Annotated in this window: 13 protein-coding genes; 5 read left to right on the forward strand and 8 right to left on the reverse strand. The window is 28.5% G+C overall.

Annotated elements, in window-relative coordinates; translation table 11 throughout:
• Positions 1–2: 2 nt before the first annotated feature.
• Positions 3–389, reverse strand: coding sequence for a peptidase M22 (locus tag ACTTBO_RS00855; protein WP_440655770.1), 387 nt, complete (start codon positions 387–389; stop codon positions 3–5).
• 7 nt (positions 390–396) lie between these two features.
• Here ACTTBO_RS00855 and ACTTBO_RS00860 point away from each other — a divergent pair, with 7 nt between their 5' ends.
• On the forward strand, positions 397–1,398 hold the full coding sequence (locus ACTTBO_RS00860) for a polysaccharide deacetylase family protein (protein WP_440655772.1): 1,002 nt from the start codon (positions 397–399) through the stop codon (positions 1,396–1,398).
• On the opposite strand, the gene ACTTBO_RS00865 is transcribed toward ACTTBO_RS00860, so the two are convergent.
• The 4 genes from ACTTBO_RS00865 to murJ are packed head-to-tail and all read right to left on the reverse strand — an operon-like array spanning position 1,395 to position 5,600.
• Positions 1,395–2,462 (reverse strand): glucosaminidase domain-containing protein, encoded by a 1,068-nt coding sequence (locus ACTTBO_RS00865; protein WP_440655773.1) that lies wholly within the window; start codon positions 2,460–2,462, stop codon positions 1,395–1,397. The two genes, ACTTBO_RS00860 and ACTTBO_RS00865, sit on opposite strands and share 4 nt — an antisense overlap.
• Positions 2,463–2,468: 6 nt before the next feature.
• Complete coding sequence (locus ACTTBO_RS00870) at positions 2,469–3,008, reverse strand: NifU family protein (RefSeq protein ID WP_262590050.1); 540 nt, start codon at positions 3,006–3,008, stop codon at positions 2,469–2,471.
• 56 nt (positions 3,009–3,064) lie between these two features.
• A complete protein-coding gene (trpS, locus tag ACTTBO_RS00875; protein ID WP_440655774.1) occupies positions 3,065–4,066 on the reverse strand; it encodes a tryptophan--tRNA ligase in 1,002 nt (333 codons plus the stop codon).
• A 4-nt stretch (positions 4,067–4,070) separates the two neighbouring features.
• Entirely contained in the window at positions 4,071–5,600 is a 1,530-nt protein-coding gene (gene murJ / locus ACTTBO_RS00880; protein ID WP_440655775.1) for a murein biosynthesis integral membrane protein MurJ, read from the reverse strand.
• 118 nt (positions 5,601–5,718) lie between these two features.
• On the opposite strand from murJ, the gene ACTTBO_RS00885 reads away from it, so the two are divergent.
• Positions 5,719–8,007: an NADP-dependent malic enzyme gene (locus tag ACTTBO_RS00885; protein WP_440655776.1), complete on the forward strand. Its 2,289-nt coding sequence runs from the start codon at positions 5,719–5,721 to the stop codon at positions 8,005–8,007.
• On the opposite strand, the gene ACTTBO_RS00890 is transcribed toward ACTTBO_RS00885, so the two are convergent.
• Both ACTTBO_RS00890 and rsmI read right to left on the reverse strand, forming a co-directional pair.
• Positions 8,004–8,600, reverse strand: a complete 597-nt coding sequence (locus ACTTBO_RS00890) for a BON domain-containing protein (RefSeq protein WP_440648164.1) — start codon at positions 8,598–8,600, stop codon at positions 8,004–8,006. The genes ACTTBO_RS00885 and ACTTBO_RS00890 overlap by 4 nt on opposite strands.
• Positions 8,590–9,450: a 16S rRNA (cytidine(1402)-2'-O)-methyltransferase gene (gene rsmI / locus ACTTBO_RS00895; RefSeq protein ID WP_440655778.1), complete on the reverse strand. Its 861-nt coding sequence runs from the start codon at positions 9,448–9,450 to the stop codon at positions 8,590–8,592. Before rsmI ends, ACTTBO_RS00890 begins: the two co-directional genes overlap by 11 nt.
• Positions 9,451–9,483: 33 nt before the next feature.
• Between rsmI and ACTTBO_RS00900 the strand changes: the two genes are divergently transcribed.
• Positions 9,484–10,638: an ABC transporter substrate-binding protein gene (locus tag ACTTBO_RS00900; RefSeq protein ID WP_440655779.1), complete on the forward strand. Its 1,155-nt coding sequence runs from the start codon at positions 9,484–9,486 to the stop codon at positions 10,636–10,638.
• Here ACTTBO_RS00900 and rdgB read toward each other — a convergent pair.
• A complete protein-coding gene (gene rdgB / locus ACTTBO_RS00905; protein WP_440655781.1) occupies positions 10,622–11,224 on the reverse strand; it encodes an RdgB/HAM1 family non-canonical purine NTP pyrophosphatase in 603 nt (200 codons plus the stop codon). The genes ACTTBO_RS00900 and rdgB overlap by 17 nt on opposite strands.
• Positions 11,225–11,260: 36 nt before the next feature.
• Between rdgB and ACTTBO_RS00910 the strand changes: the two genes are divergently transcribed.
• Both ACTTBO_RS00910 and dnaK read left to right on the forward strand, forming a co-directional pair.
• Positions 11,261–11,914: a nucleotide exchange factor GrpE gene (locus ACTTBO_RS00910; RefSeq protein WP_440655783.1), complete on the forward strand. Its 654-nt coding sequence runs from the start codon at positions 11,261–11,263 to the stop codon at positions 11,912–11,914.
• 63 nt (positions 11,915–11,977) lie between these two features.
• On the forward strand, positions 11,978–13,903 hold the full coding sequence (gene dnaK, locus ACTTBO_RS00915; RefSeq protein WP_440655784.1) for a molecular chaperone DnaK: 1,926 nt from the start codon (positions 11,978–11,980) through the stop codon (positions 13,901–13,903).
• Positions 13,904–13,927: the final 24 nt, after the last annotated feature.

The following is a 13,927-nucleotide window of genomic DNA, read 5'->3' on the forward strand; positions in this document are numbered from 1 at the left end:
TTTTAACTTATATAAATAGGTTTAATCAAATTTTTTTTAATTTTAAATTTATTACACAAATAAGGGACATTTTCATACTTTACATTTTTTTCACCTTTAAAATCCTCTAAGCTGTAGCAATAATAATCAATATTTTTCGCTAATTTGAGAGCCTTCACAACAGAAATAGAATTTCTAATCCCTGCAAAACTTCCTGGGCCTCTGTTAATGTATATTTTATTAATATCCTTCAGTTCAAATTTATTTAATTCTAAAAATTCTTTTATAATCAAAGTTAATTTTTCATAATTTATTTTAGTATTCTCATGAGTAATATTGTAAACATGATCATTAGCCATGATCATTAAAAAAATTTTATCTCCAGCTACATCAATTATAAGTTTGTTCATTTTATCTTTGTTTTTTAGTTTTAGTTCTAAATCAGATGAAAATAATATCAAATTTTACTCAGAAGATAATGGGATTTTATCAATAATGTATCATCGTTTTAATGAACATAAATACCCATCAACTAATATTAATATGGAGGTATTTAAGAAGCACCTAGAAATTGTTAAAAATTCTAAATATAATTTTCTTAATCCTAATGAATTTAATTCAAAATTTAAAACTTCAAAATCAGAAAAAGAAGTTTTGATAACAATTGATGATGCATTTGAATCATTTTACAATGAAGCTTGGCCACATTTAAGAGATAACAAAATTCCATTTATACTTTTTGTTTCAACAGAACCAGTTGGAAACAAGGGTTATATGACATGGGATCAAATTAGAGAAATTGATGCAGTAGATTTTTCTTTAATTGGACACCATTCACATAGCCACGAATATCTAATAGAAAAAACTCAAGAAAATTTCATTTTAGATATTGAAACTGCAAACAAAATTTTTAAACACGAACTTAATTATATTCCTGGTCTATTCTCTTATCCATTTGGTGAATATTCTAAATTTATGAGAGATTATATTTCTCAAAACTTTGAATACGCATTTGGTCAACATTCGGGGGTTATTGATCTTAATAAAAATAAATTTGAATTGCCAAGATTTCCGATAAATGAAAAATATGGAGAACTTAAAAGATTTAAATCTATAATTAATTATTACCCTTTAGAATATAAAAGTTTATCTCCAAGTGAAAAACAGCTTACAATAAATAATAATCCACCAAATTTTAAAGTTGAATTTTTTAAAGAACAAAAAAATTTAAGTAATATTACATGCTATTCCAACGAAGGAGACAAGTGGGACAAATCTAAAACTAATTTATCTAATCAAATCTTAACTATTGAATTTAGAGAACCTTTTAAGCCTAGAAGAGGTAGGATAAACTGTTCTTTAAACGATAATGGTAAATGGAGATGGTTTGGAGTTCAATTTCCTATCAAGACAAATTAAATCAAACTTTCTAGATCCTTACTAGATGGCAATAATCTTGCCTCATCAAAATCTTTCAATTTATTTTGATTAATTATTTTTTGTAGTACTTCAATATACTGACTTCCAGTTTCTGCATATTTATCTAAATGTTTAGATAAAATTAAACTATCAAGTGGTTTATCATCACTTCTCAATTCACTTCTAGCTTTTCTCAGATTTATGTAGGATTTATGAGTATTTAAATTTCTTAAATATGCTCTTACAGATAATTGTAAACTATTAAATTTCATTACTTTATGAGTCTCATCTTTGTCAGCTTCTTTGGGCTTTAAACCTTCACCTGACCATGTCCATTGACCAAACAAAGCATTTCCTTTTCTTGCAAATCTTGAAGTTCCCCAACCTGTTTCTTTTGCTGCTTGTGCAATTGCTAACGAAACTGGAATTTCATCCATTCTTACCTTTAATGATGAAAAATCATTTTGCCTAACACCATATTGCTTAAACTTTTTTTCAAGCCATTTTTTTTCAATGTCAGTATTGCTACTTTTATTTAAAATCGTAAAGAGTCTTTTTCTATCTATTCTAATTTTAGTGTTTTCTTTAACAATCAATGGGAGGATTATTTTAATAAACATCTCTTTTTTTTTCTTTGAACTAGAGATGTCATTTATTTCGTTTGGAAGAAGTCCTATATCGATAGGCTTTACAAGTTTATTTTCCCTCACATCTTTTAAGTTATAGTTTACCTCTTTAAATAATGAATTAATTTCTGAGGTTGTGTACCTGACTAAATTAATTTCTGAATTATTTTCCTCTAAAATATCATAAAGTAAATCCATCTCGTCTACTTCCCCTAAGATATCTTCTTCAATTAACCCATTTGTATTAAGTTTTTTTAATAAAAGATTTTTAGAATTATTTGTAAATTCCTCATGATTAAAATTTTTTTCAGCAAAGTTAATAAACAACGGTGTTGCATAAAAAAATGAAATTAAAAAAATTCCACTTAACATAAATCTAGAAATAGAATTAATACTTTTATTTTTACTAAATTGAAATTTGATTAAATTTTTTTTCATAAACTTTTATATTGCAACAACTTCTTTTACCTCTGGAAGATAGTGACATAGAAGATTTTGTACTCCTTGCTTCAAAGTCATTGTCGAGCTTGGACAGCCTGAACAACTTCCTTGTAATTGTACTTTTACTATTCCGTCTTTAAATTCTTTAAATTTTATATCACCACCATCTCTTGCAACTGCAGGTCTAATTTTTTGATCTAGAATTTTTACAATTTTTTCCTCAATTTCACTCAAATTGTTATTTTTTTCCTCTTCATTTTCATCAATAACGTATTCTTTACCATCTAAATAAAAATCGTTTATCAATGAAATAACAATATGTTTAATTTCGTCCCATTTAATTTGGTCATTTTTGTTTACCGAAATAAAATCCTGTCCTAAAAAAATACCCTCAACCCCATTGACTGATAAGATATTTCTGACCAAATCATTATTTATTTGATCTTTATTTGTGATTTCGTAAGGACCACTATTTGATACTTTCTTCCCGGGAAGAAATTTCAAAGAATTAGGATTTGGCGTTATTTCTGTTTGTACGAACATGTTGTAAATATATATAGAGCTTATTTCTAAAATTTAAACTCGATATTTAAATTATATTAAAATCCTAGTATTTCTTTAATTCTATCTATCTTTTTTGATGCAATTAAGTTTGCTTTTTCAACTCCTTCTAGAAGGATATTATCTAAATAAGGTTGATCATTTAAAAGTTTTTTTATTTCTAAAGATATAGGTTCAATCTTTTTAACCAATAAATCAGAAAGTTGATTTTTAAATTCAGAAAAATTTTTACCTGAAAAATTTTCGACTGTATTTTGTAAAGTTGAATTATTTAAACTAGAATATATGCCAAGAAGGTTTCTTGCCTCTAACCTCTCATTTAATTCTTCCACACTACTTGGCATTGGTAACGGATCAGTTTTTGCTTTTTTTATTTTATTTACAATTGCATCTCTATCATCTGTTAAATTAATTCTGCTTAAGTCTGATAATTCAGATTTACTCATCTTTTTTGATCCATCTTTTAAACTCATAATTCTAGAAAATTCTTTTTGAATTAGAGGTTCAGGTACTTGCAAAAAGTTATCTTGATCAAAATCGTTATTAAACTTTTGAGCAATATCTCTACATAGCTCAAGATGTTGTTTTTGATCATCACCAACAGGGACATGAGTCGCATCGTACAAAAGAATATCTGCTGCCATTAAAACAGGATATGAGTACAGTCCAACGCTTGCTTTTTCTTTATCTTTACCTGCTTTTTCCTTGAATTGCGTCATTCTATTTAACCAACCCATTCTAGCAACACAGCTCAAAATCCAAGCTCCCTCTGAATGGGCTGCTACACCAGATTGATTAAAAATAATACTTTTTTTAGGATCAATTCCACTTGCTATAAAAGTAGCTACGGTCTCTCGAATATTGTTTTTTAGCTCTTTTGGGTCTTGTTTAACTGTAATTGCGTGCAGATCAACCACACAGAATATACAATCATTATCAACGTCATTATTAAGGTCTACAAAGTTTTTGATTGCACCCAAATAATTACCGAGGTGAAGATTACCTGTTGGCTGAACACCAGAAAATATTTTTTTACTCATATTTTTAATAGTTTATTTTAATATCACTAATTTTAAAAGCTTTGATGAAATAACAAATAAATATGTAAAAGAACAGTGCAAATAGTACGCTTAAGATTAAATAAATTGATTTAAAACTATAATAAAATGAAAGTTGATTTTCAAAAAAGTTTAATAGAAAATTAAAGAATAATCCCATTAAAATTGATGCAAAAATTATTTTAAAGAAATTTAAAAAAAAGTTATTTTGAAAATAGAATAAATTATTATTTTTTAAATATATAAATAATAGTACTGCATTAAACCATGATGAAATTGAAGTTGCGATTGGAATGATAATAAAACCTATTTTGTTAAAATAATAAATACTAATCAAAATATTTAAAAAGACCGAAATTAACGAAATATAAAATGGTATTTTTGTATTATGATTAGCAAATAAAAAACTTGAAAGAACTTTTATCAAAGCAAAAGCAGGTAAACCTAAAGCAAAATAAAATAAAGCAAGACTTGAGTTAACAACAGATTCTTTATTAAAGTTACCATAACCAAACAATGCTGAAATTATTTCCTCTGAAGAAATCACTAAAGCTATCGTTGCTGGAATACTTAAAAATAAACTCAACTCTAAAGCTTTGTTTTGAATAAGAGAAATTTTTTCATCATTTTTAGAGTCTATAAACCTTGAAAGTTGTGGCAGAATCACAACTCCAATTGCAATACCAGCTATCGCTAGATTGATCTGATAAATTCTATCTGCGTAATAAAGATAAGAAACTGCGCTAGCTTGAAAAGAAGCAATAATTGTTCCAACCAAAATATTGATTTGCGTTACGCCAGATGAAAAAATACTCGGTAGTAGTTTTCTAAAAAAAAACTTTACTTTTTCGTCAGTTTTTAACTTAAAATTAAATTTAAATGAAAAAAATTTTTTAACAAAATAATATAAAAAAATTAATTGTAAGAATCCTGCTAAAGATACGCCATAAGATAAATAATACACAAGCTCATCTCCTAAAGCTTTAGAAAATAATAAAACAATAATTAAAATAACATTTAATAGAATTGGTGCTGCTGAAGCTGCAGCAAATTTATTATGAGAATTTAATATTGCAGAAAAAAAAGATGCTAAACTAATAAATAATAAAAAAGGAAAAGTAATCCTAGTTAAACTGATAGCTAAATCCATTTTTTCTAAGTCATTTACAAAACCTGGGGCAATAATTGATACAAATCCAGGCATAAAAATCTGAGCGACTATTGTTAAAATTAAGAGACCTAAAAACAAAAGATTAAAAATATTATTTGCAAAATTGTTCGCAGATTTTTTTCCTTTGTTCATTTCAGAGGTATAACTAGGTACAAAGGCTGCATTGAAAGTTCCTTCTGAGAATAATCTTCTAAATGTGTTTGGAATTCGAAATGCTACAAAAAAAGCATCTGCCAACAAACCTGTTCCAAGAAATATTGCAATTAATATATCTCTAATATATCCAAGCAATCTGCTAATGATGGTATAAAAGCCAAATGTGCCTGTTGACTTAATTAAGTTCATAAATCATATTAGTCTTAATTTTACCCTAATTGTATACTTATTATCAGAATATATAGATCAAATATTCCAAATAATAAAAAATATAAAATAGATAAAGTTTGTATTCAGTTTAATAAAAATGAAAAAAACAAAGATTGATCATTACACAGATAAAGAAGCTTTAGATTTTCATAAGGATAAGAAACCTGGCAAAATCGAAATAATTTCTTCAAAGAACATGACTACTAAAAGAGACCTTGCTCTTGCTTATTCTCCAGGGGTTGCTGCCCCAGTTAAAAAAATAAGTGAGGATCCAGAAGCAGCTTATGATTATACGAGCAAAGGAAATTTAGTAGCCGTAATTAGTAATGGTTCTGCAATTTTAGGATTGGGCAACTTAGGGGCATTAGCCTCTAAACCAGTTATGGAAGGAAAGGCAGTACTATTTAAAAGGTTTGCAGATATAGATTCGATTGATTTAGAAATAGACTGTAGAGATGCTGATGAAATTATAAATTCAATTAAAAATTTTGCCCCAAGTTTTGGAGGAATAAATTTAGAAGATATAGCAGCACCAGATTGTTTTATCATTGAGCAAAAGCTTAAAGAAATATTAGATATTCCAGTATTTCATGATGATCAACATGGAACAGCAATTATCACAACAGCAGCTTTACTAAATGCACTCGATATAAGTGGAAAATCGATTAAAGATATAAAAGTCGTTGTTAATGGTGCTGGTGCATCTGCTCAGGCTTGTACGGAGTTGTTTATTAACTCGGGTGTTAAATCTGAAAATGTAATAATGCTAGATCGAAAAGGTGTGATCTATAAAGGAAGAGCGGAAGGTATAGATCAATGGAAATCAAGATTTGCAATTAATACAGATTTAAGAACTTTAAGTGATGCTATTAAAGGAGCTGATGTATTCTTAGGATTGTCTTCTAAAGGTGTTTTAAAAAAAGAAATGGTTAAAAGCATGTCCAAAAATCCAATTATATTTGCATGTGCAAATCCTGATCCAGAGATTACTCCAGAGGAAATAAATGAAGTTAGAAATGATGCAATTATTGCAACTGGAAGATCCGATTATCCCAATCAAGTAAATAATTTAATTGGGTTTCCTTACATATTCAGAGGTGCGCTAGATGTAAGATCAAAAACAATTAATGAAGAAATGAAGGTTGCTGCTGCTAAAGCTATAGCAAAACTTGCTAGAGAAGATGTGCCAGATGAAGTTGTAGCAGCTATGGGTGGTGAAAGGCCTCATTATGGTAAGGATTATATAATTCCATCAACTTTTGATCCAAGATTAATTAGTGTTATTCCAGCTGCTGTAGCTAGGGCAGCAATAGAAAGTGGAGTTGCTAGAAAAAAAATTGATAATTTTGAAAACTATAAAGAGCAACTCAAACAAAGATTAGATCCAACAGTTACAATCATGCAAGGTATAAATTCTTTCATTAAAAAAAATCAAAAAAGAATTGTTTTTGCAGATGGGGAAGATGAAAATACTTTAAAAGCTGCAATAGCATTTAAAAATTCAAAACTTGGTATTCCAATTTTAGTTGGTAAAGAAAGTAAAATTAAAGAGCAAATTAAAAATATTGGTTACAGCGAAAATTTTGATATTGAAATCACTAATTCAAAAGACGAAGAAAAAAGAAAAAAATACGTAAATCATTTATTCAAAAAACTTCAAAGAGAACAAGGATTATTAGAACGAGATTGCGATCGAATGGTCAGAAACGACAGAGTTGTCTGGGCTACAAGTATGGTCGCTTGTGGAGATGCAGATGGTGCAGTCACAGGAAATACTAGACGTTTTGGAGCATCTCTTGAAAAAATAAAACAAGTTGTAGATGTTAGAAGAGGTGAAATAATGTTTGGACTAAACATGGTTGTTAATAAAGGAAAAACAATTTTTATTGCTGATACAAGCGTTCATGAATACCCATCATCAGAAGAAATGGCAGAAATAGCAATTTCAGCTGCAAGAGTAGTAAGACTTTTTGGAATTGATCCGAAAATTGCATTTGTTTCACATTCTACGTTTGGACAACCTTTAACGAGTAGAACAAAACACATTCGTACTGCAGTAGATATTTTAAAAGATAAACAAGTTAATTTTGAATTTGATGGGGATATGCAGCCTGATGTTGCTTTAAATCCTGATTATGAGGAATTGTATCCTTTTGCAAAAATAGTAGGTAAAGCAAATATATTGATAATGCCTGGACAGCATAGTGCAGCAATATCTTATAAATTAATGAAAACTTTAGGTGATACTAAAGTTATAGGACCCTTATTGATTGGACTTGGTTTGCCAATTGAAATTGCTCCTCTTAGATCTTCAACATCAGAAATTATCAATTTAGCTTCAATTGCTGCTTATTCATCTGAGGTAATTGAATATAAAATAGATTAATTTTTTTGAATTCTCAAATCTTCAAGTAGCAAAATACTTGCAACAACATCTTCTACATCAAGAATTTCTTTTGCTTCACTGATAACCATTTCTTTTTCTTCATCAGTTAAAGCTATTCCATAAACGTAAATTTTCTTTTTATAAGTATCTATTTGATAATTTGTTGCTTTGATATTTTTATTTACTATCAAGGCAGTTCTTAATTGAGACGTTATAAGTAAATCTTTTGCTGACTGCTTAAAATTAAATTCCTCTTTTATTTTGATATCATTTCTTACCGATCTAGCGCCTTTTGTTTCCCAGGCAATTTTAGTAATTTTTAATTTTTCTTCTGGTGCATCAACTTTTCCAGTAATAAATATTCTTCCATCCAAAACTTTAGTTTTAACTTTTAAAAAATGTTTTTTATCCATAGCAAGTATTTTACTTGAAATTGTTTTTTGCATAATAGAGTCGTCTATTTGTGTTCCGACAGTTCTTGGGTCAATTGCTACTGATACTCCTGTACCGAATAAACCAGTTGAGCTAACTCCTGGCACACAACCTGATAAAATAATCGATAAAAAAATAATTATTAAAATTTTAAATTTCATTTTTTAATTTTAAGCAAAAATTATAAACCACTTTTTTGGGAATATTTTTATTGCTACATATTAAATCTGTAATTTCTTTTGTAGTTAATTTGTTGATCATTTTCTTTATCAAATTAATATCTGATTCACTTAGCTTTTGGGAAGTTTTTTCTTCTTTTTTTTCAGAAATAACTATTGTTAATTCGCCTTTTAAATCATTGTTAAATAATTCCAATTCATCAATATCCTTTCTAATATACTCTTCATACAATTTAGACAGCTCTCTACAGAAGACTATTTTTCTTCCATTAAAAAAATTTTTAAATGCAGGAATAAGTTTATTTATTTTTTTTGATGATGAAAAAAAAACTAAACTGTGATTAAAATTTGATAGTTTTTTTAATTCATCTTCAATTTGATTTTTTTTTTCTGGTAAAAAACCATAAAATAAAAACTTATCTGAAAACCCACTTGCTGCAACAGCGGTTGTAACTGCTGACGGTCCAGGTATTGAAAATATGTTAAGATTATTTCTTATACATTCATTTACCAATACTAAACCTGGATCAGAGATACTTGGAGTTCCCGCATCTGATATAAGTGAAATTAATTTACCTGATTTTAAATATTCAATTACTTGTAGTGTATTTTTTTTTTCATTGAATTTATAATTTGAAATCAATTTTGATTTAATTTGATATTTTTCTAATAAATTTTTAGAAACACGTGTATCCTCACAAAGTATATAATCTGATTTTTCCAGAACCTCTAATGATCTAAATGATATATCTTTTAAATTACCTATTGGTGTTGCTACCAAATAAAGCCCATTTTTATAATCATTTGATTTAAATTGTGGTTTTGTGATCATAATTTAGCTTGAAAATTATATAATAACATTAAAATGAAAAAGATTATCAAAATTATTTCTGTTTCTTTACTTCTCTTATTCTTAAACTTCTTAAATTTAGTAAATGCCAATGAAAAAATAAAAATTGGACTGTTAGTTCCGATGACTGGAGAAAATAAAGATCTGGGGTCATCTATTATTAAGGCTGTAAGTTTAGCTGTCAAAGATATTAATAATGATTTAATTGAAATTTATCCAAAAGATACCGCAACAAGAGCTAACCAAACTCTTAAGTCTGCTTTTGAATTAAAACAAATGGGAATAAAAATTGTTATTGGACCAATATTTCATGAAAGTTTAACTTATTTAGATGAGATGAAAGATTTAACTTTTTTATCATTAACAAATAAAACTTTAGATTTACCTGAAAATGTAATTTCTGCTGGAATAAATTCCACATCACAGTTTAATACTATAAAAAAATTTTTAGAGAATAATAATTTACAAAAAACTCTTTTTTTAACCCCAATTCAGAATTTTGAGTTTGAAGTCAAAGATGGTGTTAAAAATTCCAAAATAAAAGTTTTTAAAAATTTTGAATATAATACTGAACCGACAAAACTTACAAAACAAATTGAGGAAATAACTAAATACAAAATTAGAAAACAAAATCTAGCGGATGAAATAAGAAGAATAAAAGAATCAAATGAATCAAATAAAGAAAGAAAAATTAAAAGCTTGGAAAAGAAATATACGATTGGAAATGTTAATTTTGATGCAGTTGTTATATCTGACTTTGATGAAAACCTTAAAAGTGTTGCAACCTCTTTACTTTACACTGATGTGTCTCCAAAAAATAAATACTTTATAACCCTTAACCAATGGTTTGATAAAAGTTTAATGGAAGAAACAAATATTCAACCAATTTATTATCCATCAATTAATAAAGAAAATTTTGATGATTATAAAATTAAGTATTTTAATGCTTTTAATCAAAACCCAACCCATCTCTCGCTGTTAAGTTATGATTTGGTTGGCTTAATATATTATCTTTCATTGAAATCAAATCTTTCGAAAATGAATAAATTATTTAAAAAAGAAAATTCATTTAAAGGAAAGATGGGAATTTTTGATATTAAAGATAACAAAATTAATCACAGATTAAATTTTTATAAAATAGAAGACAAAAAACTTACAGAAATCTTTTAAGCTTTTTGAAAGCTTGATAGCGATGGTCCATTTTGTATTTTTGAGACGGTTTCATTTCACCAAATGTTTTAGATTTTTTTAATGGAATAAAAATTGGATCATAACCAAATCCGTTTTTCCCCTTTGGCTCATTTGATATACGACCCTCAACTTTGCCTACTACACAAGTGATTTTTTTATTTAAATACGAGATTGATAGAGCACAAACAAATCTTGCTTTAATTTTTTTATTTTTCCAATTCTTATCTTTTTTATCTAGCTCTCTAAATACTTTTTTAATAGCTTTATTAAAATCCCCAGATTTTCCTCCCCATCGTGCAGAATAAATTCCAGGTCTTTTATCTAAATGATCTATCTCCAAACCAGAGTCATCAGCCAAACATATTAAACCAGTCTTTTTAGAAAAATGTCTTGATTTAATTAAGGAATTTTCCTCAAAAGTTTTTCCATTTTCAGCAGGACTTTTAAGTTTAAAATTAGAAGTAGAGTAAATTTTGATGTAATTTGGTAATAAACTCCTAATTTCTCTTAATTTACCCTTGTTGTTGGTGCCAATGAGTAATTGTTTAATTTTTTGCTTAGACATCTAGAAATAATTAAATTCCTTACCATATATGAGCTTATGGAAAAAGAAGAAAACCAAAACAATACTCCAGAAGAAGAAAATCAGAATTTAGAAAAAGAAACAGAAAAACCTGAGGAAAGCTCAGAGGGTGAAAATAAACAAGAAATACCTCAGGAAACCAATGAAGAGACTAAAGAACCAACTCCAGAAGAAAAAATTGCTGAACTAGAAGATAAACTGGCACGAACTTTTGCTGAAATGGAAAATCAAAGAAGAAGGTTCGAAAAGGAAAAAGAGGATGCCTTTGAGTATGGAGGCTCTAGCTTTGCTAAAGAAGCATTAAATTTAATAGATAACTTAGATCGTTCTAAACATGTTTTAGAAAGCGATGACAAGTTAAAAGAAACAGACGCTTTAAAAAAAACACTGGAGCATTTAGAAATAATAAAGAAAGATTTAATTTCTATTTTTGAAAAAAATAATATTAAACCGATTGATTGTATTAACAAAAAACTAGATCCTAACTTTCATCAAGCAATGATGGAGATTGAAGATGACACTAAAGAAGCTGGAACAATTGTTCAAGAAATTCAAAAAGGCTTCACTATTAAAGATAGACTTTTAAGACCTTCATTAGTTGGTGTCTCAAAAAAAATTACCAAAAAAGATGAAAAAACTGAACAAAATCAGGAAAATTCAGGAGATAAATAATAATGAGATCAACTTGTAGTTTCAAATTTAAACCCTATATGAGGAAAGAGAGATAATAATATTATGAGCAAAATAATTGGAATAGACTTAGGAACAACCAACTCTTGTGTTGCGGTAATGGAAGGAACACAAGCTAAGGTTTTAGAAAATGCAGAAGGAGCAAGAACGACACCTTCGGTAGTTGCATTTACTGATGAAAATGAAAAATTAATAGGTCAACCTGCTAAAAGACAGGCAGTAACAAATCCTGAAAACACAATTTTTGCAGTTAAAAGATTAATCGGAAGAAATTTTGATGATCCAACAGTAAAAAAAGATGTTGAAGCTGCACCATTTAAGATAGTTAACTCTGAAAAAGGAGACGCTTGGATTGAAGCTAAAGGAGAAAAGTATTCTCCCTCACAAATCTCTGCATTCATATTACAAAAGATGAAAGAGACAGCTGAAAAATATTTAGGATCAGAAGTAACAAAAGCTGTAATTACTGTACCAGCATATTTTAATGATGCACAAAGACAAGCTACAAAAGATGCAGGTAAAATTGCAGGACTAGAAGTTTTAAGAATTATCAATGAACCAACTGCTGCATCGCTAGCTTATGGTTTAGATAAAAAACAAAATAAAAAAATTGCTGTATATGATCTAGGTGGAGGAACATTTGATGTTTCTATACTTGAGTTAGGTGACGGTGTATTTGAAGTTAAATCAACTAATGGTGATACTTTTTTAGGTGGTGAAGATTTTGATAATGCTATAGTTGATTATTTAATTTCTGAATTTAAGAAAGATAATGGTATTGATCTTAAATCAGATAAACTTGCTTTACAAAGATTAAAAGAAGCAGCTGAAAAAGCAAAAATAGAATTATCATCTGCAGAACAAACAGACATAAATTTACCATTTATAACTGCAGATAAAACAGGTCCGAAACACATTAATTTGAAGATGACTAGAGCAAAGCTTGAGGCTTTAGTTGAAGACTTAATTTCTAGAACAATGCCTCCATGTCAGACTGCTTTAAAAGACGCAGGAATTACCGCAAGTGAGATAGATGAAGTGGTTATGGTTGGTGGTATGACAAGAATGCCAAAAGTTATAGCAGAAGTTAAAAACTTTTTTGGAAAAGACCCTAATAAGAGTGTAAACCCTGATGAAGTAGTTGCAATGGGTGCTGCTATTCAAGCAGGAGTATTACAAGGGGATGTTAAAGACGTTCTTTTATTAGACGTTACGCCGTTATCATTAGGTATTGAAACGCTTGGTGGTGTTTCTACAAAACTAATTGATAAAAATACGACAATTCCAACTAAAAAAAGCCAAGTTTTCTCAACCGCTGAAGACAATCAGCCAGCTGTTTCTATTAGAGTTTTACAAGGTGAGAGAGAGATGGCTTCTGATAACAAGTTATTAGGTAATTTTGAATTGGTAGGTATTGCTCCAGCTCCAAGAGGAGTTCCTCAAATTGAAGTTACATTTGATATTGACGCTAACGGTATCGTAAATGTTTCGGCAAAAGATAAGGGAACAGGTAAAGAGCAGAAGATACAAATTCAAGCTTCTGGTGGATTAAGTGATGAAGAAATTGAAAAAATGGTCAAAGATGCTGAAGCTAATAAAGAAGCTGATAAAAAGAAAAGAGAATCTGTTGATGTTAGAAACCAAGCAGACACTTTAATTCACTCAACTGAGAAAAACTTAAAAGAGCATGGATCAAAAATTTCAGATGCAGAGAAAAAAGCAATTGAAGATGCATCATCTGCTGTAAAAGAAGCTCTAAAAGGTGAAGATATTGAAGATATCAAGAAAAAAACAGAAGCTTTAGTTCAAGCTTCAATGAAGCTTGGAGAAGCAATCTATAAATCACAACAAAGTGCTAAACCAGAGTCAGGTAAAGATGATGGTGGAGATGATACAGGTAAAAAAGACGAGAATGTTGTTGATGCTGATTTCGAAGAAGTAAAAGACGAGAATAAAGAAAAAAGCGCATAAACTGACATTTAATTGTCTGGGGTA

Source organism: Candidatus Pelagibacter sp. HIMB1509, assembly GCF_052047855.1.
Classification (GTDB): domain Bacteria; phylum Pseudomonadota; class Alphaproteobacteria; order Pelagibacterales; family Pelagibacteraceae; genus Pelagibacter.